The following is a 26,800-nucleotide window of genomic DNA, read 5'->3' on the forward strand; positions in this document are numbered from 1 at the left end:
TCCATGCGTGCGGCGTCCTACCGCTCTTCACCGGATTCGGGCGGTACCTCGCCGCGGCGGCGCGTCGTCTCGCTGGCGCTGACGGCGATCGTCCACCTTCTGCTGCTGCTGATGCTGCTGCGGATCGCGCCGTTCGTCCCGTCGTCCGAGCCGCCGCAGTCGGAGACGGTCACCTTCGATGTCGCCGCCGAGGGCGAGAATGCGACGCCGCGCCCCGCCGCCAAGGCCAGGGAGAAGGGCGGCAGCGCAGCCAAGGCCGCACCGACTCCGCCGCCTCCGCCGCCGCCGAGGCAACCGCCGCAGGAGCGGTCGGCGCCGGTCGCCTTGCCGCCGGGATTCATCATGATGAGCCGGGATCAGTTCGCCTCCTCCGATATCGACCGGATGCCGCGCTCTCCGGGCAACGCGGGCGCGGCGAAGGCGGAGGGCAGCGGTGACGACAGTGCCGACGCCGACGCGGGCGGCTCCGGCGGCTCGGAACGGCTCTACGACGTCGATTGGTATCGCAAGCCGACCTCGGCCGAGCTCGGCTTCTACCTGCCGAAGCGCCCCGGCCTCAGCGGCTGGGGGATGATCGCGTGCCGGACGGTCGAGAACTACCGCGTCGAGGATTGCCGCGAGATCGGCCAGTCCCCCGCCGGCTCCGGCTTCGCCCGCGCGGTGCGCGAGGCGGCGTGGCAGTTCCGCGTGCTGCCGCCCCGCGTCGGCAGCAAGCCGATACTCGGCGCCTGGGTCCGCATCCGCATCGATTATATCGAAGGCGTGGCGAAGTCGTCCGACTAGGGTGTGTCCGTTCCTCGCCGTCGCTTGCAATGTAGGATTTCGCCTGACAGCCTCGCGAACCGGTTCCTTGTCGTTCATGGAGACTCGCTGTCGTGACCGGGCTCGTGCGTGCGAAGGATTCGCGCAACCAGAGTCAATTTGGTCAACGTTTTGCGAACTTTCATGTAACATTATATCACGAAAGTCACAGTCGGCGTCCACCCATGACTTTCGTGACCTTCGACGGATTTCCGCGGGTTTCGGCGCCTGCCATCACCGGTACTTCGGGGGGAGGGGGTGGCGCGATTTCAGTCGAGGGCGACAGGTGGACCGGGGAGCGACGACTCAGGCGGCTGCGGCGAGCTCCGCCCGCTCCGTCTCGGCGATCCAGCCGCCGCCGAGCACGCGGTCGCCTGCGTAGAGCACGGCTGCCTGGCCGGGCGCCACGCCATATTCGGGCGCGGCGAACACCACCCGGTCGCCCGCCAGCCGCGCCGGCACCGGCTTGGCGAGGCTGCGCACCTTGACGGCCATCGGTCCCTCATAGGCGCCGCCGATCCAGTTGATCCGCTCGATCCGCGCCGCCGATACCGCCAGCGCGCGCTTCGGCCCCACCACCACGCGACGCGTCTCCGGCTCCAGGCGGATCACATAGAGCGGTTCGGCGAGCCCGCCGATCTCGAGCCCGCGCCGCTGGCCGACGGTGAAATGGATGAAGCCGCGGTGCGTCCCCAGCACGCGGCCGCTCTCGTCGACGATCTCGCCTGCGGTATCGGCATCGGGCCGCGCCTTGCGCACCACTGCGGCATAGTCGCCGTCGGGGACGAAGCAGATGTCCTGGCTGTCGGGCTTATGGGCGACACCGAGACCGAGCTCGGCGGCGATCTCGCGCACCGCGGCCTTGGGCAGCCCGCCGAGGGGAAAGCGCAGATAGTCGAGCTGCTCCGCGGTGGTCGCGAACAGGAAATAGCTCTGGTCGCGCGCGGGATCGGCGGCGCGGTGGAGCTCGGCGCCGGCCGGCCCCTCGACGCGGCGGACATAATGTCCCGTCGCCAGGCAATCGGCGCCGAGATCGCGTGCGAGGGTCAGGAGGTCGGCGAACTTCGGCCCCATGTTGCACTTGACGCAGGGGATCGGCGTGCGTCCGGCGAGATACTCGTCGGCGAAGTCGTCGATCACCGCCTCGCGGAAGCGGCTGGCATAGTCGAAGACGTAATGCGCGATGCCGAGGCTGTCGCACACCGCGCGCGCATCGCGGATGTCGCGGCCCGCGCAGCAGGCGCCGGCGCGGCCGACCGCCTCGCCATGGTCGTAGAGCTGGAGCGTCACCCCGATCGTCTCGGCGCCGCTGCCCGCGGCAAGCGCGGCCACGACCGAGCTGTCGACGCCGCCCGACATGGCGACGACGATCCGCCGCCTCGCCAGCGGCCCGGGAAGCTGGAAATCGCCGGGAATCATCGCGGGTCCTTTAGTGGCTCGTGGTGCGCAGTGCAAAAACGGGGCTTTACCTGCTCTTCAGCAATGCTGCGCTAGCCGAGTCGTCTCGTTTCGACTCGCAGGACGGTGCATTTGGACTTCAGCTTCGCCCGTGCCCATGACCGCCAGGTCACCGCGCTCCCCACCGAGCTCGCGGTGCTGATGGTCGGCATTGCCAGCCGGCAGGCGGCGAGCCCGACCGCACAGACGCAGGCGCAGCTCACGTTCGCCGCGCCGGACGCGGAGCCGCTGGCGCCGGCCGCGGGCGCCTTCCACGCCGTTGCGGCGGCGTCGCTGACCCGGCGGCAAGGCGAGTGAACGGCGCGTTTACCCTAGGGGTTGAGGGAGCGTTCAAGCTCCGGCGCTAACCGTCGTTTTACGGAATGAGCGTAGGGGGCTTGTCCCAGTATTGAGGGTTGGAATGATCGAGAACCAGAAAATCCGGCCAGCCAAGGTGATCGGTCCGCTCGGCGAGCCGCTGACCCTGGACACGCTGCCGCCGCCCGACACCACCCGCTGGGTGGTGCGCCGCAAGGCCGAGGTGGTGGCCGCGGTCAACGGCGGGCTGCTGACGGTCGACGAGGTCTGCGAACGCTATGGCCTGACCGCGGAGGAGTTCGCCGGCTGGCAACGGGCGATCGATCGTTCCGGGATGCCGGGCCTGCGCGTCACGCGCATCCAGCATTACCGCTCGCTCTACGAGCGCCAGCAGAAGTTTTGAGCGTTCCCTTGCCGGGAAACGCAGGCGGCCCGCCGTCCCTTCGGGGGATGGCGGGCCGCTCTGCCATGTGCGACAGTCAAAACGCGAGCGGAACTAATCGGACGCATCGCGAGTCATGCACAGCGAAGGTCGGTCGACCGGCCCGGCTCAATGGAGGGACTTGAATATGGGCATCATCATCTGGCTCGTTATCGGCGGCATCGTCGGTTGGCTCGCCAGCATCGTCATGCGCACCGATGCACAGCAGGGCATCGTCCTGAACGTCGTCGTCGGCATCATCGGCGCCTTCATCGGCGGCCTATTGTTCGGCGGCTCGATCAATCAGGCGGTCACGCTCTACACATTCCTGGCTTCGCTCGTCGGCGCGATCATCCTGCTCGCGATCGTCAACCTGGTCCGCCGCGGCACCGTCCGCTGACCGGACCGGCCGGAAAGATATAGGAGGAAGGGGCCGCCCGGCGACGTCGGGCGGCCCCTTTTCCCGTCACTTGAGCAGGAAGCGCACCGTCACGCTGACCGTCACGTCCTGCTCGCCGGCGGCGATCTTGGAGTCCGCGGCTTCCTGCGGAGCGGCCGCCATGCGCGCCATCATCATCGGCACGGGCGGCGGCGGCGCGAAGCCGCCCTCGCTGATCGAGACGATCCGCTCGACGCGCAGCCCCGCCGCCTTGGCATAGAGCTCGGCCCGCGCGCGCGCCTTGGCGACCGCATCGGTGCGCGCCTCGTCCTCGGCCGCATCAGGTTGGTCGATGGTGAGGCTGGGGCCGTCGATCTGGTTGGCGCCTTCCTTCACCAGCGCATCGAGGATCGCGCCGCTCTTACCGATGTCGCGGAAGCGGACCTGGACGTTGTTCGAGGCCTGATAACCGGTGATCACCGGCGCCTCGTTCTGTTGGTAACGATACTGCGGCTGCAGCGCGATGTTGGCGGTCTGGACGTCGCGGTCGGCGACGCCGGCGCGCTTCAGCGCCGCCAGCACGCGCGCCATGCGCTGCGCATTGTCGGCGAGTGCCGCCGCCGCGGTCTGCGCCTGGCTCACCACGCCCGCGCGGATGATCGCGACGTCGGGGATGCGCGTGGTCTTGCCGGTCGCGGTCAGATCGAGCAGCGTGCCCTCGGGCAGCGCCACCGGAACGGTCGCGACCTGCGCATTCGCCGCTGCCGGCATCGCGAGGGCGAACGAAAGAAGGGCGACGGATCGCATAGAATTCTCCTCAGCAATTGGCCGGAGCCGGTCCCCGGGCCCGTGATTGTCGGCACAGCCCTAGCCGGCCCCGGCCAACCGGGAATGAACGGCTCAGGGTGTGCGGCGCGACATCACGACGCGGTACAGCGCCAGCAGCACGATCGCACCGACGGTTGCCGCGGCGTAATTCATTATTCCTCCCTGGATCGTGACTCCGGCCGCCTGCGCGATGAAGCCGGCGAGCAGGGCGCCGACGATGCCGACCAGGATCGTCACGATGATGCCGCCGGGATCCTTCCCCGGCATGATCCACTTACCCAGAATTCCCGCCACAAGTCCGATCAACAACCAGCCGATGATACCGCGTTCGGGCATTTTCTGTCTCCCATGTGGTGCGCGTCGACTGCGCGCGGGAGAGAGCGTTGCTCCAGAGCCGCGGCAACGCAACCATTTCTTGAACGCAACCTTTGTTCCGTTGCCTTTAGGCACCGGAATCGTCATGAAGCCGCGCTCCCACAATGACCCGCTTGAGGTCGGTGACTTATTCATATAATACAGCACCGCATGAACGCCTAAGGGGGCGGGACGAGAGTGGCGCATATGAACTACGAGACGAAGATGGTGGGCGGCGAAGCGGGCGGATATGCAGCCCTGCCCGGAGAGGTCGCGCCGCCGCGGCGGCGGCGCTGGCTGATCGTGACCGCGATCGTCGCGATCGTCGTCGTGCTCGCCGCGGCGGCGATGTTCATGCGCGGCGGCGCCGCCGAACCCCCCAAGGGCAAGGCCGACGCAGCCAACAGCCAGATCCCGACCGTCACGGTCGCGGCGCCCGGCCGCTCTTCGATCCGCAACATCATCTCCGGCACCGGCAGCCTTGCCGCCAAGCGCGACATGCCGGTCGGCGTCGCCGGCGAAGGCGGCATCGTGACGCGCGTGCTGGTCGAGCCCGGCCAGTGGGTCGACGCCGGCCAGGTGCTGGCGACGGTCGACCGCTCGGTGCAGGTCCAGACCGCCGAATCGCTTGCCGCGCAGATTCGCGTCGCGCGCGCCGACGCCCAGCTCGCCCAGTCCAATTACGACCGCGCCAAGCAGCTCGTCGGCAACGGCTTCATCTCCAAGGCAGACCTCGACCAGCGTGAGGCGACCCGCGACGGCGCGCTCGCGCGCGTCCGGGCGGCCGAGGCGGCGTACAAGGAGGCGCTGGCGCGCAACCGCCGGCTCGACATCCGCGCGCCCACCGCGGGCCTGATCCTCACCCGCGAGGTCGAGCCGGGGCAGATCGTCAGCTCCGGCAGCGGCACGCTGTTCCGCATGGCGATGGACGGCAAGATGGAGATGCGCGCACAGCTGAGCGAGGCGGACATCCAGCGGCTCCACGTCGGCATCCCGGCCGAGGTGCGTCCGGTCGGCACCGGCAAGGTGTTCCACGGCCGCATCTGGCAGGTATCGCCGGTGATCGATCCCCAGACGCGCCAGGGCATCGCGCGCATCGAGCTCAACTATGATCCGGCGCTGCGTCCGGGGGGCTTCGCCTCGGTGCAGATCGTCGCGGGCGCGGCGGTGGCGCCGCTGCTGCCGCAATCGGCGGTTCAGAGCGACGTGACCGGCAATTTCGTCTATATCATCGACGACAGGAATCAGGCGGTGCGGCGCAAGGTGACCACCGGCGAGGTCTCGGATGAGGGCATTGCCATCACCAGCGGGCTATCGGGCAACGAACGGGTGGTGCTGACCGCCGGCGCGTTCCTCAATCCGGGGCAGAAGGTGATTCCGGTCCTCAAGAAGGCGGAGCAGGCGAACCCATGAGCTTCCGGAACATCTCCGCCTGGTCGATCCGGAACCCGGTTCCGCCGATCGTCCTCTTCCTGTTCCTGACCGTCGCCGGGCTGGTCAGCTTCTGGCGGATGGACGTCAACAACGATCCGGACATCGATTTCCCGATCGTGTGGATCTCGATCTCGCAGCCGGGCGCGGCGCCGAGCGAGCTCGAGACCCAGATCACCCAGCAGGTCGAATCCGCCGTCCGCAGCCTGCAGGGCATCGACGAGATCAACTCGACGGTGACCGAGGGCCAGTCGCAGACCGTCGTCCAGCTCGACATCGGTATGCCGGTCGATCGCGCGGTCGAGGACGTGCGCAGCGCCATCCAGCAGATCCGCGGCAACCTGCCCGACGGCATCCTCGAGCCGCAGATCGGGCGGGTCGACACCTCCAGCGACAACGATGTCGCGAGCTTCACCGCGCTCGCGCCCGACATGACCGTCGAGCAGCTGAGCTGGTACATCGACAACACCGTGCGCAAGGAGCTGCTGTCGATCTCCGGCATGTCGGCGGTCAACCGCAACGGCGGCGTCGACCGCGAGATCCGGGTGATCCTCCACCCCGACAAGCTCCAGTCCTACGGCCTCACCGCCAGCCAGGTGAACCAGCAGCTCCGCCAGGTGAACCTCGACGCCGCCGGCGGCAAGGCCGAGATCTCGGGCTTCGAGCAGGCGGTGCGCGTGCTCGGCAACGCCAAGGACGCCTATACGCTCGGCCAGACCCAGATCGCGGTCGGCAACGGCCGTACCGTCCGCCTGTCCGACATCGCCGACGTCAAGGACCTCTACGCCGAGCAGAAGAGCTTCGCCCGCTTCAACGGCCAGCAGGTGATCTCGTTCGACATCCAGCGCGCCAAGGGTGCGTCGGACGTGACCGTGTTCCACGCCGCCGAGAAGAAGCTCAAGGAGCTTGAGAAGAGCAATCCCAAGGTTCATTTCGAGCTGCTGTTCAACCAGAGCAAATATGCCGAGGAGCAGTTCCACACCGCCATGGAGGCGATGGTGGAGGGCGCGGTGCTGGCGGTGCTGGTGGTGCTGCTGTTCCTGCGCGACTGGCGGGCGACGGTGATTTCGGCGCTGGCGATCCCGCTGTCGGCGATCCCGAGCTTCTGGTTCATGGACCTGATGGGCTTCACGCTCAACCAGATGACGCTGCTGGCGCTGAGCCTGGTCGCCGGCGTGCTGGTCGACGACGCGATCGTCGAGATCGAGAACATCGTGCGCCACATGCGCATGGGCAAATCCGCCTATCAGGCCTCGATCGACGCCGCGGACGAGATCGGCGTGGCGGTGCTCGCCACGACGATGTCGATCGTCGCGGTGTTCCTGCCGGTCGGCCTGATGCCGGGCATCTCGGGGCAGTTCTTCAAGAACTTCGGCCTCACCGTCGTTGCCTCGGTGCTGATGAGCCTGGCCGTCGCGCGCATGGTGACGCCGATGGTCGCGGCCTATTTCCTGAAGGCGCATGGCCATGCGGAGCACGCCGGCGGACCGGTGATGGGCGTCTATATCAAGCTGCTGAGCTGGACGCTGCGTCATCGCTGGTCGGCGGTGGTGGCGGGCATGATCTCGCTCGGGCTCACCATCTGGCTCGCCTTCTCGGGCGTGATCCCGATGACCTTCCAGCCCGAGCAGGACCAGGACAACGTCACCGCGACGATCGAGATGGTGCCGGGCACCTCGCTCGAGCAGACCCAGACGGTGGTGACGCGCGTCGCCAACCTGCTCCGCCGCGAGCCGATCGTCGAGAACGTCTACGAGCGCAGCTTCGTCGGCAACGGCCGCGTGATCGCGATGCTCAAGAAGGAACGCGACGAGAAGAGCACTGCCTTCGAGCGCCGGCTGACGCCCGAGCTGCTCAAGATTCCGGACGCCCGCGTCGGCTTCCGCTCGCAGTTCGGCTGGGGTTCGAGCGGCCGCGATCTCACCATCACGCTCGGCGGCGAGGACCCCAAGCTCCTGACCGAGACCGCGCTCAAGCTGGTCAACCAGATGGCGGGGATGAAGCAGGTGGTGGCGCCGCGCATCGCCGGCGATCTCAACCGGCCGGAGATCGTGATCCGGCCGCGGCTTGACCTTGCCGCAGACCTCGGCGTGACCACGGCGGCACTGAGCAACGCGATCCGCATCGCGACCTTGGGGGACATCGACCAGAACAGCGCCAAATTCTCGCTGAGCGACCGGCAGATCCCGATCCGCGTCGCGCTGCAGGAAAGCGCGCGGGCGCGGCTGTCGACGATCAAGAACCTGCCGGTGCAGACCGAGAGCGGCGGATCGGTGCCGCTCGGCGTCGTCGCCGATATCGGCTTCGGCGCCGGCCCGACCAAGATCGAGCGCCTCAACCTCCAGCGCCGCCTGATCGTGGGCGCCGATCTCGCCCAGAACCCGGCGACCGGCAAGCCCTATGTCTCGGGCGAGGTGATGAAGCAGATCCACCAGCTGCCGATCATGAAGACCCTGCCGGTCGGCGTCGGCGAGCTCACCGTCGGCCAGGCCAAGTGGCAGGCGGAGATGATCACCAACTTCCTGATCGCGCTGGTGTCCGGCGTGTTCCTGGTGTTCGCGGTGCTGGTGCTGCTCTACCGCAGCTTCATGTCGCCGCTGGTCAACATGGGCTCGCTGCTGCTGGCGCCGCTCGGCGGCCTGATCGCGCTGGCGATCGCGGGCGAGCCCCTGTCGCTGCCGGTGCTGATCGGCGTGCTGATGCTGTTCGGCATCGTCGCCAAGAACTCGATCCTGCTGATCGATTTCGCGCTGGAGGAGATGAACAAGGGCGTCGACATGTTCACCGCGCTGGTCGACGCCGGGCACAAGCGCGCGCAGCCGATCGTGATGACCACGGTGGCGATGGTCGCCGGCATGGTGCCGACCGCGCTTTCGCTGTCGGGCGACTCCTCGTGGCGCGCGCCGATGGGCACGGTGGTGATCGGCGGCCTGATCCTCTCGACCTTGCTGACGCTGGTGATCGTGCCGGCGAGCTTCAGCCTGGCGGTGGGGATCGAGCGCTGGATCGGGCCGAAGCTCGGCCGCCGCCTGCTCACCTATCGCCCGGGCGACGACGGCAAGCCGGTGATCGAGCATCAGCCGGGCGGACGCATCGAGCACAAGCCCGGCGACGGCGAGGTCCAGCCGGCGGAATGACGAGAGTGGCGCTCCGGCCTTGAACAATCCCCGCTTTCGGGGATTGTTTCGGGCATGACGCTCGCGCCGCGCGCTCTCAACCTCAACGGAAGTGCGGCGCCGCCTGCGCTGAGGCGGATGCGGCTGGTCGCGACGGGACTCCTGGTGGCGATGGCCGGAGTCTATCTCGCCGCGCGCTATTTCCAGCCGGTGCACCCCGCGGTGGGGTTCGTGCGCGCCTTCGCCGAGGCGGCGATGGTCGGCGGGCTCGCCGATTGGTTCGCGGTGACGGCGCTGTTCCGTCATCCGCTCGGGCTGCCGATCCCGCACACCGCGATCATCCCCCGGAACAAGGATCGCATCGCCGGCGCGCTCGCGGCATTCCTGCGCGACAATTTCCTGATCCCGCGGGTGGTGGCGCGGCGGATGCAGCGCGTCGACCTCGCCGGGGCGGCGGGGCGCTGGCTCGCCAACCCCTCGCCGGCAGGCGAGGGCAAGCTGCGGCGCGGCGCGAGCCGGCTCGCGGCCGACGTGCTCGAATCGCTCGACCAGGAGCGGTTGGGCGGCATGGTGCGCGGCGCGCTGGCGGGGCGGCTGCGCGCGCTCAACCTCGCGCCGCTGCTGGGGCAGGCGCTTGCGGCGGCGATCGCCGACAACCGCCATGTGCCGCTGCTCGACGGCATCATCCGCTGGGCGGGACATGTGGTCGAGGCGAACGAGCCGATCGTCCGCGACATGGTGCGCCAGCGCGCCGGCGCGGTGCTGCGGTGGACCGGCCTCGACGCGACGCTCGCCAACGCGATCCTCGACGGGCTCACCAAGCTGATGACCGAGATGGCGGATGACCCGGACCATCCCTTGCGGGAGAAGGCGGAGGAGGGGCTGGCGAAGCTCGCCCATGACCTCCAGCACGATCCGGCGATGCAGGAGCGGGTGGCGGCGTTCAAGAATGAGCTGCTCGACAATCCCGCGCTCGCCGACTGGTGGCAGGGGGTGTGGGAGCAGATGCGCGCGGCGATGCTCAAGGCCGCGCGCGATCCCGACGCGGTGATCGCCGGCCGCTTCGGCGAGGCGCTGCGCCAGCTCGGCACCACGCTCCAGCAGGATGCCAGGCTCGCCGCGACGATCAATCGCTTCGCGCGCCGTACGGCGGTCGGCACCGCCGCCGACTATGGCGACGCGATCGTGCGGCTGGTGTCCGATACGATCCGCAGCTGGGACGCGCGCACCATCACGGGGCGGCTCGAGAACACTGTCGGCCGGGACCTTCAATATATCCGCGTCAACGGCACGCTGGTCGGCGGGCTGGTCGGCGTGCTGATCCACGCCGTGGACATGGCGCTGTGATCCACGCACTTTCCTGTCATGCCGGACTTGTTCCGGCATCCACGGTGCAACAATGCACGGCAGTAGGTGAGGATGGGTGGACCCCGGCACAAGCCCGGGGTGACGGATGGGGTGAGGGGCTAGCGCCAATCCAGAAGCGGCCAGCCCCGCTTCGCCGCCAATGTGCGGAGCGGACCGTGGGCATTCACCGGGAACGGCTCGTCGGCCCATTCCAGCGTCGGCGCATCGGAAACATGGTCGCTGTAGAAGCGGATGTGAGCCTCACCCCGCGCGATCCCCTCCGCCGCCAGCCAGGCTTCGATCATCCGCAGTTTGGCGGGACCGTAGCAATTCTCGCCGGCGATGCGCGGCAGGATCGCGTCCGCCGCGCCGCGCTCGCTGTCGGTTGCGATCACGTCGTCGAAGCCGAGCCGCCGCGCGATCGCCCGCACGTAGAAGGCATAGGAGGCGGTCGCCATCACCAGCCGATAGCCGGCCGCGCGATCCGCAGCGATCCGGTTCCGCGCTCCGTCGAGCACGCCGCCCGCAAGCAGCCGGTCGGCGAACGCCTCCGCCAGCACCCCCGCCCGCGCCGCGGACAGCGAGCGGCCAAGCATCCAGCGCTGCGTCGCCTGCTTGAGCCGTGCCCGATCGATCAGCCGGGCGCCATAGGCGAGCGTCGCCGCGCCCGCCGCCGGCCACAGCACCGCGCGCCGGCCCCCGCTGTGCGCCACCGCGAAGCGCAGGAATCGCGTCCAGGTCGGATGGCGCGTGATCGTCTTGTCCATGTCGTAGATGGCGATGCGGTGCGGCATGAAGGCGCGCTTCGCACCCTTCTCCTTGCGGTGCCAGCCGAATGTGGTGCAAGGACGGGCCGATGAGCGCCCAGGCCGACTTCGTCGAGGATGCCGCCGATGGCGGGACGCTGCGCTTTTCCGGCCATCTCTCGCTCGCCTATCTGGGCGACGTGCCCGAGCGGCTGGCGGCGCTGAGCGGGGATGTGGCGCGGATCGATCTGTCCGGCATCGACCGCATCGATACGATCGGCGCCTGGGTGATCCACCGCTTCGCGCGCAATCGCGGCGCGACGGTGGAGGGGCTTTCCGCCGACGGGAAGCATCTGCTCGACCAGGTCGAGAATGCCGACCAGCCGATCGCGATGCCGGAGCGCCCGCTGCCGGCGTTCCTGCGGGTGATCGCGGAGATCGGCCAAGCGATCATCACGGCGGGCAAGACGCTGGTCGGCCTCCTGGGCTTCATGGGCGCGACGGTGATCGCGTTCCTCACCCTGATCCGCCACCCCTCGCGCTTCCGCTTCAACGCGACGGTGCAGCGCTTCGAGGTGGTCGGCGTCACCGCGCTCGGCATCATCGGCCTGATGAGCTTCCTGATCGGCATCGTCATCGCCCAGCAGGGCGCGGTGCAGCTGCGCCAGTTCGGGGCCGAGGTGTTCACGATCAATCTCGTCGGCCGCATCACGCTGCGCGAGCTCGGCGTGCTGATGACCGCGATCATGGTCGCCGGCCGCTCGGGATCGGCCTTCGCCGCGCAGATCGGCACGATGAAGCTGACCGAAGAGATCGACGCGATGCGCACCATCGGCGTGTCGCCGATGGAGGCGCTGGTGGTGCCGCGCACGCTGGCGGCGGTACTGATGATGCCGTTGCTCGGCTTCTACTCCTCGGTGATCGCGATCATCGGCGGCGGCCTGCTCTGCTGGGTCAATCTCGACATTCCGCCGATCACCTTCGTCCAGCGCATCCGCGAGGTGGTGCCGATCACCGACCTCTACGTCGGCCTGGTCAAGGCGCCGGTGTTCGGCGCGATCATCGCCATCGCCGGCTGCTTCCAGGGGATGCAGGTCGAGGGCGACGCCGAGCAGGTCGGCGCGCGCACCACCGCCGCGGTCGTCCAGGCGATCTTCCTGGTGATCGTGCTCGACGCCTTCTTCGCCGTGTTCTTCACCTGGATCGGCTGGATCTGATGGCGCCCCCCTCCTCGAATGACGACATCGTCATCCGCGTGCGCGGGCTCCGGAACAGCTTCGGCGAGCAGGTCGTGCACGAGAATCTCGATCTCGACGTGCATCGCGGCGAGATCCTGGGCGTGGTCGGCGGCTCGGGCACCGGCAAGTCGGTGCTGATGCGATCGATCATCGGCCTTCAGGTTCCCGACGAAGGCGAGGTCGAGGTGTTCGGGGAACCCACCATCGGCCGCGACGACAGCGAGACGATCGACATCCGCAAGCGCTGGGGCGTGCTGTTCCAGGGCGGTGCGCTGTTCTCGACGCTGACCGTTTCCGAGAATGTGCAGGTGCCGCTGCGCGAGTTCTATGGCGGCATGGACCCGGTGCTGATGGCCGAGATCGCCGCCTACAAGGTGGTGATGACCGGCCTGCCGCCCGACGCCGGCCCCAAGTTCCCGGCGGAGCTGTCGGGCGGCATGAGGAAGCGCGCCGGCCTCGCCCGCGCGCTCGCGCTCGATCCCGAGCTATTGTTCCTCGACGAGCCCACCGCCGGCCTCGACCCGATCGGCGCCGCCGCCTTCGACGACCTTACCAGGTCGCTCCAGAAGACGATGGGGCTCACCGTGTTCCTGATCACGCACGATCTCGACACGCTCTACGCGATCTGCGACCGGGTCGCGGTGCTCGCCGACAAGCGGGTGATCGCCGTCGGCACGATTGACGAGCTGCTGGCGCTGGATCACCCGTGGATCCAGGAATATTTCAACGGCCCCCGCGGCCGCGCCGCGACGGCGAGCGTCGCGCGCGCCGGGGCACAGGCGACGGCAGGGTGAGGTAAGGCGATGGAAACGCGATCCAACCACGTCCTGGTCGGCGCCGTGACGCTGATCCTGCTGCTGGTGCTGGCGGCTTTCACCGTCTGGCTCTCGCGCTGGGGCAGCAGCGAGGCCAAGGAATATGACATCTTCTTCAAGCAATCTGTCGACGGGCTCAACAAGGGGTCGCAGGTCGCCTTCTCGGGCGTGCCCTCGGGGCAGGTGAAGGACATCTCCCTCTACAAGCCCGATCCGCAGTTCGTGCGCGTGCGCATCACCGTGAACGAGGACACGCCGGTGCTGGAGGGGACTACCGCCACCATTCAGGGCGTCGGCTTCACCGGAGTCAGCCAGATCCAGCTCGACGGCGCGGTCAAGGGCGCGCCGCCGATCCGCTGCCCGACCCGCGACGCGTCGGCCGCCTGCCCCTACGGCGTCCCGGTGATCCCGACCAAGCAGGGCGGGCTCGGCGCGCTGCTGAGCTCGGCGCCGCGGCTGCTCGAGCGGCTGACGACGCTAACGGAGCGGCTGACGGAGCTCCTCTCCGACAAGAACCAGGCATCGATCGCCGGCATCCTCGCCAACACCAACCGCCTGACCGACGCGCTCGCCGATCGCGGGCCGGAGATCGCGGCAACGCTAGCGCAGACGCGCATCGCGATCCGGCAGGCCGGCGACGCCGCCGAGAAGATCGGCGATCTCGCCGCCACCAGCAACGGCCTGCTCCGCGACGACATCCGCCCGGTGGTCGGCAACCTCAACAAGGCCGTCGCCGCCGCCCAGCACAGCATGGAAAGCCTCGACAGCGCGATCGGCGATGCCAAGCCCGCGATCCAGGGCTTCTCCAAGACCACGCTGCCCGAGATCAACCAGCTCATCCAGGATCTCCGCGTGATGTCCGCGTCGCTGTCGCACGTCGCCGAGCGGCTCGATCAGGGCGGCGCCGGATCGCTGGTCGGCTCGCCCAAGCTGCCCGATTACGAACCCCGGAAGGGAGAGCGCCGATGAAGAAGCCCGCGATCCTTGCCCTGCTGCCGCTGGCCGCCGCCGTCGCGGGCTGCATCCGCTTCGGCGCCGAGCCGCCGCCGTCGTTGCTGACGCTGAACTCCCAGGCGGCGCCCCAGTCCGGCGCGGTGCAGGGCGGCGGCACGCCGATCGCGATCGTCGTTCCGTCCGCGCCGCAAGAGATCGCGACGCAGCGCGTGCCGGTTCGCGCCACCGGCACGAGCATCGCCTATGTCAAGGATGCCGTCTGGGTGGAACAGCCCGCGCGGCTGTTCGCACGCCTCCTGTCCGATACCCTGACCGCGCGCGCCAACCGGATGGTGGTGTCGGGTCGGCAGGCGCTGTCCAACCCCGGCGCGATCCTCGGCGGCGAGCTCAGGAGCTTCGGCGTCGAGGCTTCGAGCAACGAGGCAGTGGTGATCTATGATGCTAGCCTCACGCGCGAGCAGGGCGACAAGCTCGAGAAGCGCCGCTTCGAAGCGCGGGTGCCGGTGAGCGCGGTCGAGCCGGGCCCGGTCGGCGTCGCGCTCAACCAGGCGGCCAACCAGGTCGCGACCGAGGTCGCGGACTGGGTGGGGCGGTAGGATCTCTTGTCCGTCACCCGGCCTTCGCCGGCGTAACGGCAGATGCCTTTCAGCTCTTCGGAGCCTACGGCGCCCGGCGCACGCCGACCGGCAGGTCGCAGACGTTGGCGCCGACCGGGACCATCGGCGGCTCCGGGCGCTCGCGCGATCGGATATAGGCGGCGAAGCGCGGGTTGTCGGTCGCGCGATATTGGAAGTGCGGCCGCTCGGCGGCAGGGATCTCGCTCGCCAGGCGCACGCCGACGATGCCGGTGCGCTCAGCCGCCGTGGCGTAGACGCCCATCGGCGCCTCGCTCCGGGGCAGCGACGACAGGTTCGCCATCCCCTCGACGATCCGGCCCACCACCGTATAGTTGCGGTCGAGCCGCCGCGCCGACTGGCCGATCGGAGTGAACAGCTCCGATCCGCTGCCGGTGTTGGGCAGCGCATCGCGCGCCACGCCGACCGAGCCGTAGCAATGGGTGAGCCACGCCGCCTTGCCATCGGTCGCGACCGGCCAGCCGTCCGCGGTGAAGCCCGCGGCCGTCGAATAGGCGTCCGCCTTCCCCATCCGCTGCGCCGCCTCGAACGCGCCGATCTCGAACTCGGCGGCGGGGGAGGCAACGACGCCCGCCGGCAGCGGCTTCTTCTCGGTAGGGTCGCCCCATTGCGCGACCCAGTTCTCCTGCACGCGATAGACGCTCTCGCCGTCCCACCAGCGCGCGGCGATCAGTCGTTTGATGTTGGCGACATGCTGGGGGGCGAAGCGCGTGGCGAGGCGCACGACTACGGTGCGGTCGCCGGTGAGCGTGATCACCATGATCTCGTCGTCGGGGATCGGCCGCCAGTCCTCGGGCACGGGATCATAGGGTTTGGGCGGCGTCGGCGGCGTGGCCGGGGCGGCTTGCGCGAGGAGCGCGGCGATGATCGGCGTCAGCATGAACCCGAACGTCGCACGCACGCCGACGTCGCGCAATCGCTTGCCTCCCAGCCTCGCGTCCCTTAGGGCGCTTCGCTCGCGGAGCGGTGGCCGAGTGGTCGAAGGCGCTCGCCTGGAAAGTGAGTATACGGCAAAACCGTATCGAGGGTTCGAATCCCTCCCGCTCCGCCATAAGATGTTGATCTTATTAGAATTCCTCGCACCACCCCTCCGCAACCCGGTTTCCGGCGCGAATTGCCTCGCAGCGGAGGCACCTTTCTCCGCTGCGGGGATGATGCCGTCGGAGAGCAGCGCATAGAGCGCAGGCACATGGCTTTCCGCCCGCGGATGCGACGACGGATCGGAGATCATCACCACCGTCAGCGCGAGATCGGGCACGATGAACAGCATCTGCCCGCCATAGCCCCAGGCGAAATGGATGTCGTATCCCCTCACGCGCTGCGAGAACCAGCCAAAGCCATAGGGATTACCACTCCATGGGGAGGTCGTGCGCTCCCGCCAGCTTTCGGCGACCCAGCCTTCCGGAAGAATGCGCCGCCCGTTCATCACCCCGTCCCGTCGGTAGAGCTCGCCGAAGCGGACCAGCGCCCGCGGCGACATCAGCATATCGTTGCCGCCGAAGTAGATGCCCTGCGGATCGCGCGGCCAGGGCGGCAGGTCGATACCGAGCGGCTCGGCGAGCCACTCCCGTGCCAGATCGTGGGTGGACCGTCCCGACGCGCGCGTCAGCACTGCGGAGAGCAGGTGCGACGATCCGGTCGAGTAGAGCATCGCGCCGCCCGGTTCGTCGACGAACGGACGCGACAGCGCGTAGCGGATCCAATTCGGGCTTGCGACCCAGGCGCCATAATTGGGGCCGGAGGTTCGATCGAGCCCCGCCTGCATGGACAGCAGATGACCGACCTCGATGCGCTCGATCCGCGGGTCGGCGCCGGGCGGTATGTCGGCGCGGAGAATAGGTGCGATCTTCTGCTCCGGCCCCTCCAGAATGCCGCGCCCGATGGCGATCCCGACCAGTGCGGAAAGGACGGACTTGGATGCGGACTTGATGTTGACCGGCTGGTCGAGTGCGGGGCCGCCGAAGCGGTGCTCGGCCATGATCTCCCCATGCCGTGCCACGATCAGCGCGCGCAGCCGCGGAAGCGCCTCGGCCCGGATGGCAACTTGCCGCATGAGCGACGGATCGAGGCCCCGGGTTGCCGACCGTCGTATCGACTGCTCCTGGCTCGAACCGGTCGGCTCCGGACTGGAACAAGCGGCAACGGCTACCGCCGGTAGAGCGAGCAGGAAGGGAAAAACGCATCTCATTGATTGCAGATAGGCATTACCAGGCCATCGCAAGGACTGCTCGGCCCGGTGCTTACAGGCAGGTCATCGGGCCTCCCGCCCGACCCCGCGACTTTGCGCACAGCAGGATCGGATCGGTGGGAACCAGCTCCAGCGACCTCACCATTCGCTCCGTCGAAGTCTTGTATTTGATGAAGTGGGGTGACCTGATATGCGCCTCGTAGGCGGCGCGGCTGGCATAGACCTCGAGCAGCCGGATCTGCGTGGGATCATTGGCGAACTGGACCGAGTGGAGCATCATAACTCCAGGTTCCAGTCGCACCGAGGCCTCCTGTTCCTCCCGCAGAATCGCCTTGTAGGCGTCGAGTTGCGCCGGATCGATCTCCAGCACGGCGATGCGGACCATGAGTCCTTCCTTGGGAGCGGCACCGCTCTCCGCGCGGGACTGCCGCCAAGCCAGAGCGGTGCCCGCCAGCACGATCCCGGCGCCGAGCATCAGCGCGGCTCGCTTCATTGTTGTCCCGCGCATTTTCGACTCCCGTTGAGCGCATCGCCGGATCAGTTGCCCGATCGGGCGTCGCTGCGGCTGGCGAACACCTCCTTGGCGACCGGCAGCGCCGACATCGCATTGGGCCAGCCGGCATAGAAGGCGAGATGGGTGATGACCTCGGCAGCCTGCCCCTGGGTGAGGCCGTTGTCCATCGCGCGGTTGAGATGGAAGGTGATCTGCTCGGTCTTGCCCGAGGCGATCAGCGCGGCGACGGTCACCAGGCTTCGGTCACGGGGGACGAGATCGGGGCGCAGCCACAGGTCGCGGAACAGATAGTCGGTCGTGTATTCGACGAGTCCGGGAGCAACGGCGCCGAACCGATCGCCGACCGTCCCGGCGCGCCGCGTTTCGGCGACCTCGTCCAGCGGCAGGGGCTGCGGCGTCTCTTGCGGAAGCTGATCGCGACCGATCCCGCGCCTTGCGAACACCTCGCCCACCGGCCCGACCGCCGCCATCGCATCCCCCCAGCCCGAATAATAAGCGAGATGGACGATGGTCTCGGATAGCTCGCGGGGAGTGACGCCGTTCTCGAGCGCCTGGTCGCCGTAATAGCCGAGCGCCGGCGCTTGACCGCGGGCAATCAGTGCAGCGACCGTGATCAAGCTGCGGTCGCGGCGATTGAGGCCGGGGCGGCTCCAGACTTCGCCATAGAGACGCTCCTGCGTGTATCTCTCCAGCGCGGGCACGACCGAGCGGACCTGCTCGGGCGAGAGACGGCGGCCTTCGACGTTCGGCTGCTGGGCCTCGGCGGGCGATGCGCCCATGACGATTACTCCTGCGATCGATGCGGACAGATGCTTCACGTCTGAGCTCCTCGGCTCGATTGGATCGTGGCCGGTTCGTCCTGGACGGGACGGGAACCGGCTCGCCGGGACGATGTAGGTACTGCGTGGTTGCTCAATTAGACGCTAAAGATCGCACGAACCGTTGAAAAGGATTCATCAATGGCACGCGAGACGATGGCTGACCTTATGGCCCTCCTGGCCGTCGCCCGGGAACGCAGCTTTACTCGCGCGGCGGCTAAACTCGGCGTTTCCACATCCGCCCTCAGCCATGCGATCCGCGGGCTTGAGGGCCGCGTCGGCGTTCGGCTGCTCACGCGCACGACGAGAAGCGTTGCGCCGACCGAAGCGGGTGAGCGGCTGTTGCGGAAGATCGGGCCGCATCTCGACGAGATCCAGACCGAGGTCGCACGCCTTAGCGAACTTCGCGACACGCCCGCCGGCACGATCCGGATCACCACGGGAGATCACGCCGCGGAGACGATCCTCTGGCCCGCGCTGGAGAAGCTTCTGCCCGCCTATCCCGACGTCCAGGTCGAGATCAGCGTCGACCTGGGCTTCGTCGATATCGTAGAGGAGCGGCTCGACGCCGGTGTGCGAATGGGCGAGACGGTGGCCCAGGACATGGTGGCCGTGCGGATCGGACCTGACATGCGCATGGCGGCGGTCGCATCGCCGGCGTATTTCGCCAAGCGGTCCGTCCCGCAAACACCGCACGATCTGGCTGGCCACTGCTGCGTCAACCTGCGTTTTCCGACCCTTGGTGGCCTTTACGCCTGGGAGTTCGAGAAGGCCGGTCGCGCCCTCAACGTTCGCGTCGAGGGACAATTGGTGGTCAACGATATCGCGCTTGCAAGAGCGGCGGCGCTTGGCGGATCGGGAATCGCCTATTTGCCGGAAGATTATGTCGAGCCCCATATGGAAGCTGGAAGGCTTCAGCGCGTGCTCGGAGACTGGTGTCCCCCTTTCCCTGGATACCACATATATTATCCGAGCCGTCGACAGCAGTCGCCCGCTTTGGCGGTGATCGTCGATGCTCTTCGATACCGAAAATGACCCATCTTCGTCGATGTGGAAGCTTCAGCCGGCTCGCCGGTCTCCGACGCGGCTGATCTCGACCGGCTCCACGCCGCGGTGAAGGCCGAGCGCGGAACCCTCGACATCGTCTTCGCCAATGCCGGGGCTGGAAGTCCGCTTCCCCTCGGCGCGATCACCGCCGAGCATATCGACGAAACTTTCGGCACCAATGTGAAGGGCAACAAAACCCATACTGAAAAACGCCCGCACGTCCCCTCATGCTAGGTTGCTATCTTATGCGACCTGGACTTGAGAGTATGTGTTGCGTCGCGCGTCGACTGAGTGTGCGATGTTGCATCATCTCGCGTTCGGCTTGGGCTGGTTGAGAACTCCCTGTGAACGCGACTTCCTCAAGCAAAACCTCCAGCTCCTGTCAGCTTCGATTTTGCTAGCTTCCTCTCATTCTCACTGAAGGCATTTCGGAGACGGGTCAAATTTTAAAATAATTCAAATATTTATGGATGATCCTATGAAAAATTGTACATAAACTTTCCAATTGAGATACACGGTAATAAAATATATCCAATCCTTGGAACGGTCTCAAATGGTCGTCATGAGGAGAGGATCGTTATGATATCCCGGATGGCACTTAGCCGTGGCGTGCGGATCGCCGACGGCGCCGCGGCTGGCCAGACCACATGAAAGCCCTTGCCGTCGACCGCCGTACGCTCCTCTCCGGCGGTATGGTCGTTGCGGCGGCGCTCGCCAACGGCGGGCAATCTGACGCCGCGGTGATTGCTGGTGGGGCGGTCGAGGTCATGCTGGGCCGGCGACCGTTGCGGATCGTCGACCTGACCCATGCCTTGACGACCGCCTTCAACTGGATGCCTGCGCGGCCGCGCATCGCGATGGATCCGATCGTCGGATCGGGGCTGGCGGTCGGCATGAACCTCAACCGGCTCATGCTGGTCGAGCATACCGGCACCCACGTCGACGTGCCGCGCCATTTCAGCGATGACGGAAAGAGCCTGGGAGAGATCCCGATCGGTGACCTGGTCGTCCCGCTGGCGCTGATCGATCTCAAGGCCAGGGCCGAAGCCGATCCGGATGCCGGCCTGTCACCCGGCGACATCCTCGCTTGGGAGCACACGAACGGGCGGCTGCCCGACGGCTGCTGCGTTGCCATCAACAGCGGTTACGATCCGATCGCGCGGATGCGGGACATGGCGGCGGGAGGTCGGCGGGGGAGCCCGGGCTTCAGTCCGGAGGCATCCGCCTTCCTGATCGGCGAGCGCAAGGTGAAGGGAATAGCGGTCGACGCCATGTCGATCGACCAGGGCAGGAACGGGCCTGCCTATCCGGTCCACCAGCAATGGCTGCGGAGCGGCCGCTGGGGGATCGAAGGGCTCACCAATCTCGATGCCGTGCCCGCGGTGGGCGCGCTGCTGTTCGTCGGTGCCGCGCCGATCGCCGACGCGACCGGCATTCCGATCCGCGCCATCGCGATGTTCGACGCGCGATAGCGCCGCCGGGACCGGCCCCGGCGGCGTCGGTCCCACAATCATATCGGCGACGGCGAGCAACGCCGCGCTCGGCTGGAGGGGAGGATGATGACGATGATACGAGCTTCGCTTCGCGCAGCGCAGATCTGCGGGGTTTCGGCATGGGCTTTGATGGTCGCATTGCCGGCCTTCGCGCAGCAGGCGACGCCCGCGCCGGCGGGCCCGCCCACCGACGCCCTGGACCAGCAGGCAGCGAGCGACGGCGCGCAGCCGGCGACGGCAAGCGACATCGTCGTGACCGGATCGCGTATCGTCCGCTCGGGCTACAATGCGCCGACGCCAGTCACGGTGATCGGCACCGACACTTTGACCAGGACCGCGCCGAGCAACGTGCCCGACGCGCTCAACCAGCTCCCCCAGTTCCAGGGCTCGATCAGCCAGAACGCCCAGGCCGATACCGGCGCGTCGAAGGTGCGGTCGGGCAATTATCTCGACATCCGCGCATTGGGCCCCCAGCGCGTGCTGATCCTCGAGGACGGTCGCCGCCTGCCGCCGACCAGCAGCAATGGCGCGACCGACGCCAATCTGATCCCGCAGATGCTGGTCGAGCGCGTCGAGGTGGTCACCGGCGGCGCTTCGGCCGCCTATGGATCGGACGCGGTGTCGGGCGTCGTGAACTTCATCATGGACAAGAAGTTCGAGGGCGTGAAGCTGAACGCCCAGGGCGGCGTGTCGCACTACGGCGACAACGGCTCCTACAAGCTCGGCATCGCCGCCGGTGGCGGGTTGCTCGACGATCGGCTGCACGTGATCGCCAGCGCCGAATATTATCGCTCCAACGGGATCGGCAATCGCGCCTCGCGCTTTACCGCAACGGGCGAAAATACCGAATCCGCGCTGACCATCGCCGGCCTCGGTACCGCGGCGGACCCTTATTATTACATCGGCGGCATCCACAACAATGCCAGCGCCTATGGCGGCTTCATCGTCAACGGGCCGCTCGCCAACCTCCAGTTCCTGCCGTCGGGGCTGACCGCGCCGTTCGTCAAGGGAATGACGCTGACTGGACGCCCCGGCTACGGCATCGGCGGCGACGGCGTCGTCAATCCGTCGGTCGGCCGCACCGGCGTCCCGACGCTCGATACCAGACAGATCTTCGGCCGGGTCTCGTTCGACGTCAGCGACGGCGTCACCGCCTTCGCGGAGGTGAGCTACAACACCGGCAAGAACACCGATACCAACAGCACGCCGGGTACCATCGGCGCCGGCGCGATCATCTTCAGCGACAATGCCTTCCTCCAGCCGAGCGTGCGGGCGGCGCTGGGTGGCACCACCAGCTTCACCCTCGCGCGGCCGTTCGCCGAATGGTCGCTCAACCGCCAGAGCCAGGAGAGCCGCAACACGGTCATCAACGCGGGGCTCGAGGGCAGGATCGGCGGGTTCCGGTGGAGCGCCTATTACACCCACGGCTATTCGTCGTTCCTCACCCGCGCCGAGGGCATCGACAACCAGCGCTTCTTCGCCGCGGTCGATGCGGTGCTGAGTCCGAGCGGGGAGGTCGTCTGCCGGGTGACGCTGACCAATCCCGGCCTCTACCCCGGCTGCGTGCCGCTCAACATCATCGGGGTCGGCAACGCCTCGCTCGCCGCGCAGAGCTATGTCCGCCGCGACTCGATCTGGCGCGCGAACAACGTGATGGACCTGGGCGCGGTGACGATATCGGGCGAGCTGTTCTCGCTGTGGGCGGGGCCGGTCGCCTTCGCGGCCGGCGCAGAAATCCGCAAGCAGTCGCTCGAGCAGACCAGCAACAGCAATCCCGCCGTGCCGATCGACACCACGGGCCTGCGCGGCGTCACCAGCACCAACCAGTTCCAGTCGGTCAACATCGGCTTCGCCAGGGGCTCCTATGTGGTGAAGGAGCTGTTCGGCGAACTCGACGTGCCGCTGGCCAAGGATTCGGCGATCGGCACGCTCGACCTCAACGGCGCGGTGCGCCTGACCGACTACAGCACCTCGGGCACGGTCACGACGTGGAAGGTCGGCAGCACCTACACGCCGATACCGGACGTGCGTCTGCGCGGCACCTATTCGCGTGACATCCGCGCACCATCGCTGTTCGAGCTGTTCGCCGGCCGACAGCAGACCACCAGCCCGCTGACCGATCTGCACACGGGTCTGTCGCAGGGGGTGAACGTGATCTCCTCGGGCAATCCCGACCTCAAGCCCGAGGTCGCGACCACCGTCACCGCCGGCGTGGTGCTCAGCCCGACCTTCATGCGCGGGTTCAACCTGTCGGTCGACTTCTACAGCATCCGTATCCGCGATGCGATCGCCCAGCCCTTCACCTATATCCAGCTCGCCGACTTCTGCGAGCAGAGCAACGGCACCAGCCCGCTATGCGCCCAGGTGATCCGTCCCTACGGCTTCGACAATCGCGCCCCGGAGAATTTCCCGACCGAGATTCGCCTGCAGAACCTCAACCTCGCCAAGGTGCAGACCAGCGGCCTCGACTTCGAGGCGAGCTATCGCGGCGAGATCGGTACGGGCGCGTTCAGCGCGCGCCTGCTCGCGACGCGGCTGATCAGCTATCGCCAGCAGAACTCGACCGTGCTGCCCGAGCGGCAATATGCCGGGAACGCCGACTTCATCCAGGGCTTCTATCCGCTGCCGATGCCCAAGTGGCGCGGGACGCTCAACCTCAACTATGCGGTCGACGGCTTCGGCGTCGGCATCCAGGAGCGCTACGTCGGCGCGTTCAACATCTCCGACATCTTCCAATACAAGAACAACCGGGTTCCGGCGACCTTCTACACCGATCTCAATCTTTCGATCGACATCGGGCCGAAACAGCCGAAGGGCTTTCAGTTCTACGTCACTATCAACAACCTGTTCGACCAGAAGGGGCGGCTGTTCCTGATCAGCCCCGTGCCTGGGCTCAACATCCCGACGTCGCGCAACGTCTACGACGTCATCGGGCGCTACTACACCGCAGGCGTGAAGGTTGGCTTCTGACCGACTTCGCCTCCGTCGCCAAACATCGCGCTAAGGCAATAAGGCCATAAAAAATGGCCGTTGCATATCTTGGTATAAATTGTTATCCAAAATTATCGACAAAGTCGACGACGTGGCAATGGCCACTGAAAGCAGGGAGGGGAGAATGGGGATAGTATCCCGGTCAGCCGCGCTCATCGCGGGCGTCAGCGCAGTAGCGCTGTGTCAGCCGGTTTTTGCGAGGGCCGCTGACGCTCCTCAGGACATTGCGCCAGCGCAAACTGCCGGCAATGTGCAGGACGAGGCCACTCAGGGTGCGACCAACGCGGATATCGTTGTGACCGGCAGTCGCATCGCGCGCTCGACGTTCGAGACGCCGACGCCGGTGACCGCGATCGGCGAAGCCCAGCTCGAGCAGAAAGCGGCGACCAATGTGGTCGACCTCCTGCGCGACGTGCCGGCGCTTCGCCCCAACCGGGTCAACGGCAGCGGGCGCAACATCGGCCTCAGCACGTTCAACATGCGGTCGCTGGGCTCGACCCGCACCCTGCTGCTGCTCGACGGACAGCGCGTGCTCGACAGCAGCCCGGTTGCGGGCGGTTTCGACATCAACATCATCCCCGCGCCGCTGGTCGAGCGGATGGAGATCGTGACCGCTGGCGCCTCGTCGGTCTACGGGTCCGATGCGATCACCGGGGTCGTCAACGTCATCCTCAACGACAAGATCACGGGCGGCAAGCTCGACGCCCAGTACAATGTCTCGACCCATGGCGACCTCCGCCAGCTATCGGTCAGCGGCATCTACGGTCTGAAGTTCGGCGGCGGCCGGGGCCACGTCGTCATGGCCGGCTCCTATTTCGACACGCCGGACATCGTGTATCAGGGCGCGCGCGATTGGGGGCGCCAAGGCTACACGCTTGTCCCCAATGCCGCATACACGCCGACAAACGGCCAGTTCCGCCAACTGATCATTCCCAACCAGCGCTATTCGTCGATGACCGCGGGCGGCGTGATCGTCACGCCCGGACCGCTGCAGAACATCCAGTTCGGCGAGAACGGCGTACAGAGCCCCTTCCAGCGCGGCACCAACGTCGGCAGCGTGTGGATGACCGGCGGCGAGGGCCTGATGCCGCAGCCCGACTTCGGGATCATCCAGGTCGCGTCGAGGCAGTACAGCGGCTTCGGGCGCCTGACCTATGACGTCACCGAGGACATCACGCTGCGCGCCGATGTGCTCGCGGCCCACACGGAGGCGCGCGCCACCAACAACTTCAACTACAATAACGGCGACATCACGATACGTCGCGACAACGCCTTCCTGCCCGCCAACATCCTGGCGGCGATGATTGCGAACAATCTGCAGACGATCCGCGTCGGCCGCTACAATCCCGAGACGGGGATCAATCTCAACACCACCGCCAACAATTACTACCGCTACGGCATCGGCTTGACCGGATCCTTCTCTTCCGTATGGAAATGGGAGCTCGGCGGCAGCTACACCTATGCCAAGTCGACCAATCTCGGTCACAACAATCGCAACAACATCAATTGGAACCTGGCGCTCGATTCGGTGATCGGGCCGAACGGCCAGCCGATCTGCCGATCGACGCTCGCCAACCCCGACAACGGCTGCGTGCCCGCCAACATCTTCGGCATCAATTCGCTGACGCCTGCGGTCGTCGCCTATGTGACCGGCACGTCGTCGCAGGTGTCGAAGTCGTACAGCGGCATCGTCAACGCCAACGTGAACGGCGAGCTGTTCGATACCTGGGCGGGGCCGATCAAGGCGGCGTTCGGCGCCGAATATCGGCGCGACACAGTCAACAGCATTTCCGATCCCATTTCCGACATCAGCGGCTGGCGCCAAGGAACGTTCGGCTCCTACCGGGGCAAGCTGGAGGTGAAGGAAGGTTATGGCGAGCTGAGCATCCCGCTGGCCAGGGACGCAGGCTTCGCGAAGAGCCTCGATCTCGATCTGGCCGGCCGTGTCGTCGATTACAGCACGGTCGGCTCGACCGCGGTGTGGAAGGTCGGCGGCAACTGGGCGATCAACGACAGCATCCGCCTGCGCAGCACCTATTCGAAGGATTTCCGCGCGCCGAAGATCAACGACCTGTTCTCCCAGGCCAATCTGCGGGCGGGCAACACCGTCATCGATTTCCTCACCAACCGCAGCGTCAACGTCAATCTGCTGCAGGGCGGCAATCCGGACCTGAAGCCCGAGACGGCCTATACCTTCACCGGCGGCATCGTGCTCCAGCCTTCGTTCATCCCGCGCCTGCAGCTCTCCGCGGACTATTTCAACATCGACCTGCGCGACGCCCTGATCGTTCCCGGAGCGCAGGAGGTCGTCGATCGCTGCGGTCGCGGCGACCAGACGTTCTGCGCCGGCATCACGCGCGATTCGACCGGCCAGATCACCCAGGTGAACGCGACCGTATTCAATGCGCAGACGCTGAAGACGAGCGGCATCGATTTCGAGGTGAACTATCGGGTCCCAGTGGGCAGCGCCAACATCGGCGCGCGCATCGTCGCCACCTATACCGACAAGCTCGTCGCCTCGACGCTGGGCGGCGACGTGGATACGGCGGGGCAACTCACCGGCACCTACGCGACGCCCAAATGGCGCGGCTCCGCCACGCTGACCTATGACGACGGTCCGTTCAACTTCAGAGTTCTGTTCAACTATGTCGGCAAGGGCAAGTACAACAACAGTTACGGCTCGCTCGACCTGAACAGAAACAACTATCCAGCCTATCTCTATACCGACATCTCGATGTCGTACGACGTGACCGATGCGTTCCAGCTGTACGCGAAGGTCGAGAATCTGCTGGATACCGACCCTCCGTTCCTGGCCGACAACACTATCACCGTCGCGAACACCGCGTCCTCGCAATTTTACGATCAGCGCGGCCGGGTGGTCGGCATCGGCACGCGCCTTCGCTTCTGAAGGTGCTTTCAACAAGGGATG

At 67.0% G+C, this 26,800-nt stretch carries 23 protein-coding genes, 1 tRNA gene and 1 pseudogene; 17 read left to right on the forward strand and 8 right to left on the reverse strand.

Features of this window, described 5'->3' with window-relative positions:
- The first annotated feature begins 3 nt into the window (after window positions 1-3).
- On the forward strand, window positions 4-783 hold the full coding sequence (locus ACMGER_RS02325) for a hypothetical protein (protein WP_436810512.1): 780 nt from the start codon (window positions 4-6) through the stop codon (window positions 781-783).
- Between the two features lie 324 nt (window positions 784-1,107).
- On the opposite strand, the gene mnmA is transcribed toward ACMGER_RS02325, so the two are convergent.
- Complete coding sequence (mnmA, locus tag ACMGER_RS02330; RefSeq protein WP_436810513.1) at window positions 1,108-2,220, reverse strand: tRNA 2-thiouridine(34) synthase MnmA; 1,113 nt, start codon at window positions 2,218-2,220, stop codon at window positions 1,108-1,110.
- A 111-nt stretch (window positions 2,221-2,331) separates the two neighbouring features.
- Between mnmA and ACMGER_RS02335 the strand changes: the two genes are divergently transcribed.
- The 3 genes from ACMGER_RS02335 (at window position 2,332) to ACMGER_RS02345 (ending at window position 3,377) form a co-directional block, all read left to right on the forward strand.
- A complete protein-coding gene (locus ACMGER_RS02335) occupies window positions 2,332-2,556 on the forward strand; it encodes a hypothetical protein (protein ID WP_436810514.1) in 225 nt (74 codons plus the stop codon).
- A 103-nt stretch (window positions 2,557-2,659) separates the two neighbouring features.
- Window positions 2,660-2,959 (forward strand): CtrA inhibitor SciP, encoded by a 300-nt coding sequence (gene sciP, locus ACMGER_RS02340; RefSeq protein WP_436810515.1) that lies wholly within the window; start codon window positions 2,660-2,662, stop codon window positions 2,957-2,959.
- A 166-nt stretch (window positions 2,960-3,125) separates the two neighbouring features.
- Window positions 3,126-3,377 (forward strand): GlsB/YeaQ/YmgE family stress response membrane protein, encoded by a 252-nt coding sequence (locus ACMGER_RS02345; protein WP_436810516.1) that lies wholly within the window; start codon window positions 3,126-3,128, stop codon window positions 3,375-3,377.
- Between the two features lie 66 nt (window positions 3,378-3,443).
- Here ACMGER_RS02345 and ACMGER_RS02350 read toward each other — a convergent pair whose 3' ends face one another.
- Together ACMGER_RS02350 and ACMGER_RS02355 are read right to left on the reverse strand one after the other, a co-directional pair.
- The gene (locus ACMGER_RS02350) at window positions 3,444-4,163 is read right to left on the reverse strand and encodes an SIMPL domain-containing protein (protein ID WP_436810517.1); all 720 of its coding nucleotides are present in this window, start codon (window positions 4,161-4,163) and stop codon (window positions 3,444-3,446) included.
- A gap of 93 nt (window positions 4,164-4,256) precedes the next feature.
- A complete protein-coding gene (locus ACMGER_RS02355) occupies window positions 4,257-4,646 on the reverse strand; it encodes a GlsB/YeaQ/YmgE family stress response membrane protein (protein WP_436810518.1) in 390 nt (129 codons plus the stop codon).
- 99 nt (window positions 4,647-4,745) lie between these two features.
- Between ACMGER_RS02355 and ACMGER_RS02360 the strand changes: the two genes are divergently transcribed.
- From ACMGER_RS02360 to ACMGER_RS02370, 3 genes are all read left to right on the forward strand, one after another.
- Window positions 4,746-5,951, forward strand: a complete 1,206-nt coding sequence (locus ACMGER_RS02360; RefSeq protein WP_436810519.1) for an efflux RND transporter periplasmic adaptor subunit — start codon at window positions 4,746-4,748, stop codon at window positions 5,949-5,951.
- The gene (locus ACMGER_RS02365) at window positions 5,948-9,106 is read left to right on the forward strand and encodes an efflux RND transporter permease subunit (protein WP_436810520.1); all 3,159 of its coding nucleotides are present in this window, start codon (window positions 5,948-5,950) and stop codon (window positions 9,104-9,106) included. The genes ACMGER_RS02360 and ACMGER_RS02365 overlap by 4 nt, the downstream gene beginning before the upstream one ends.
- 117 nt (window positions 9,107-9,223) lie before the next feature.
- Window positions 9,224-10,432 (forward strand): DUF445 domain-containing protein, encoded by a 1,209-nt coding sequence (locus ACMGER_RS02370; protein ID WP_436811647.1) that lies wholly within the window; start codon window positions 9,224-9,226, stop codon window positions 10,430-10,432.
- 119 nt (window positions 10,433-10,551) lie between these two features.
- On the opposite strand, the gene ACMGER_RS02375 is transcribed toward ACMGER_RS02370, so the two are convergent.
- A complete protein-coding gene (locus ACMGER_RS02375) occupies window positions 10,552-11,226 on the reverse strand; it encodes an HAD family hydrolase (protein ID WP_436810521.1) in 675 nt (224 codons plus the stop codon).
- Between the two features lie 62 nt (window positions 11,227-11,288).
- Between ACMGER_RS02375 and ACMGER_RS02380 the strand changes: the two genes are divergently transcribed.
- Genes ACMGER_RS02380 through ACMGER_RS02395 form a run of 4 tightly spaced genes read left to right on the forward strand, consistent with a single transcriptional unit; the run spans window position 11,289 to window position 14,781 of the window.
- Window positions 11,289-12,395, forward strand: coding sequence for an ABC transporter permease (locus tag ACMGER_RS02380; RefSeq protein WP_436810522.1), 1,107 nt, complete (start codon window positions 11,289-11,291; stop codon window positions 12,393-12,395).
- On the forward strand, window positions 12,395-13,210 hold the full coding sequence (locus ACMGER_RS02385) for an ABC transporter ATP-binding protein (protein ID WP_436810523.1): 816 nt from the start codon (window positions 12,395-12,397) through the stop codon (window positions 13,208-13,210). The genes ACMGER_RS02380 and ACMGER_RS02385 overlap by 1 nt, the downstream gene beginning before the upstream one ends.
- A 9-nt stretch (window positions 13,211-13,219) precedes the next feature.
- On the forward strand, window positions 13,220-14,200 hold the full coding sequence (locus tag ACMGER_RS02390) for an MlaD family protein (protein ID WP_436810524.1): 981 nt from the start codon (window positions 13,220-13,222) through the stop codon (window positions 14,198-14,200).
- The gene (locus ACMGER_RS02395; RefSeq protein WP_436810525.1) at window positions 14,197-14,781 is read left to right on the forward strand and encodes an ABC-type transport auxiliary lipoprotein family protein; all 585 of its coding nucleotides are present in this window, start codon (window positions 14,197-14,199) and stop codon (window positions 14,779-14,781) included. The genes ACMGER_RS02390 and ACMGER_RS02395 overlap by 4 nt, the downstream gene beginning before the upstream one ends.
- Window positions 14,782-14,845: 64 nt before the next feature.
- On the opposite strand, the gene ACMGER_RS02400 is transcribed toward ACMGER_RS02395, so the two are convergent.
- A complete protein-coding gene (locus tag ACMGER_RS02400) occupies window positions 14,846-15,736 on the reverse strand; it encodes a peptidylprolyl isomerase (protein ID WP_436810526.1) in 891 nt (296 codons plus the stop codon).
- Window positions 15,737-15,780: 44 nt separating this feature from the next.
- Here ACMGER_RS02400 and ACMGER_RS02405 point away from each other — a divergent pair.
- Window positions 15,781-15,871, forward strand: a tRNA-Ser gene (locus ACMGER_RS02405).
- 231 nt (window positions 15,872-16,102) lie between these two features.
- Here ACMGER_RS02405 and ACMGER_RS02410 read toward each other — a convergent pair.
- From ACMGER_RS02410 to ACMGER_RS02420, 3 genes and pseudogenes are all read right to left on the reverse strand, one after another.
- Window positions 16,103-17,008, reverse strand: a pseudogene (locus ACMGER_RS02410) (serine hydrolase domain-containing protein); the annotation flags it as partial.
- Window positions 17,009-17,060: 52 nt separating this feature from the next.
- Window positions 17,061-17,501 (reverse strand): putative quinol monooxygenase, encoded by a 441-nt coding sequence (locus ACMGER_RS02415; protein ID WP_436810527.1) that lies wholly within the window; start codon window positions 17,499-17,501, stop codon window positions 17,061-17,063.
- Between the two features lie 44 nt (window positions 17,502-17,545).
- Entirely contained in the window at window positions 17,546-18,340 is a 795-nt protein-coding gene (locus ACMGER_RS02420; protein WP_436810528.1) for a carboxymuconolactone decarboxylase family protein, read from the reverse strand.
- Between the two features lie 141 nt (window positions 18,341-18,481).
- Between ACMGER_RS02420 and ACMGER_RS02425 the strand changes: the two genes are divergently transcribed.
- From ACMGER_RS02425 to ACMGER_RS02445, 5 genes are all read left to right on the forward strand, one after another.
- Window positions 18,482-19,375 (forward strand): LysR family transcriptional regulator, encoded by an 894-nt coding sequence (locus ACMGER_RS02425; RefSeq protein ID WP_436810529.1) that lies wholly within the window; start codon window positions 18,482-18,484, stop codon window positions 19,373-19,375.
- Window positions 19,376-19,453: 78 nt separating this feature from the next.
- Complete coding sequence (locus ACMGER_RS02430) at window positions 19,454-19,621, forward strand: hypothetical protein (protein ID WP_436810530.1); 168 nt, start codon at window positions 19,454-19,456, stop codon at window positions 19,619-19,621.
- Window positions 19,622-20,034: 413 nt separating this feature from the next.
- Window positions 20,035-20,859: a cyclase family protein gene (locus ACMGER_RS02435; protein ID WP_436810531.1), complete on the forward strand. Its 825-nt coding sequence runs from the start codon at window positions 20,035-20,037 to the stop codon at window positions 20,857-20,859.
- A gap of 150 nt (window positions 20,860-21,009) precedes the next feature.
- Complete coding sequence (locus ACMGER_RS02440) at window positions 21,010-23,850, forward strand: TonB-dependent receptor plug domain-containing protein (RefSeq protein WP_436810532.1); 2,841 nt, start codon at window positions 21,010-21,012, stop codon at window positions 23,848-23,850.
- 316 nt (window positions 23,851-24,166) lie between these two features.
- Window positions 24,167-26,779 carry a TonB-dependent receptor domain-containing protein gene (locus ACMGER_RS02445; protein WP_436810533.1) on the forward strand — a complete coding sequence of 871 codons (2,613 nt, stop codon included), beginning with the start codon at window positions 24,167-24,169 and terminating at the stop codon, window positions 26,777-26,779.
- Window positions 26,780-26,800: the final 21 nt, after the last annotated feature.

It is taken from the genome of Sphingomonas astragali (genome assembly GCF_051400615.1).
Lineage (GTDB): Bacteria > Pseudomonadota > Alphaproteobacteria > Sphingomonadales > Sphingomonadaceae > Sphingomonas.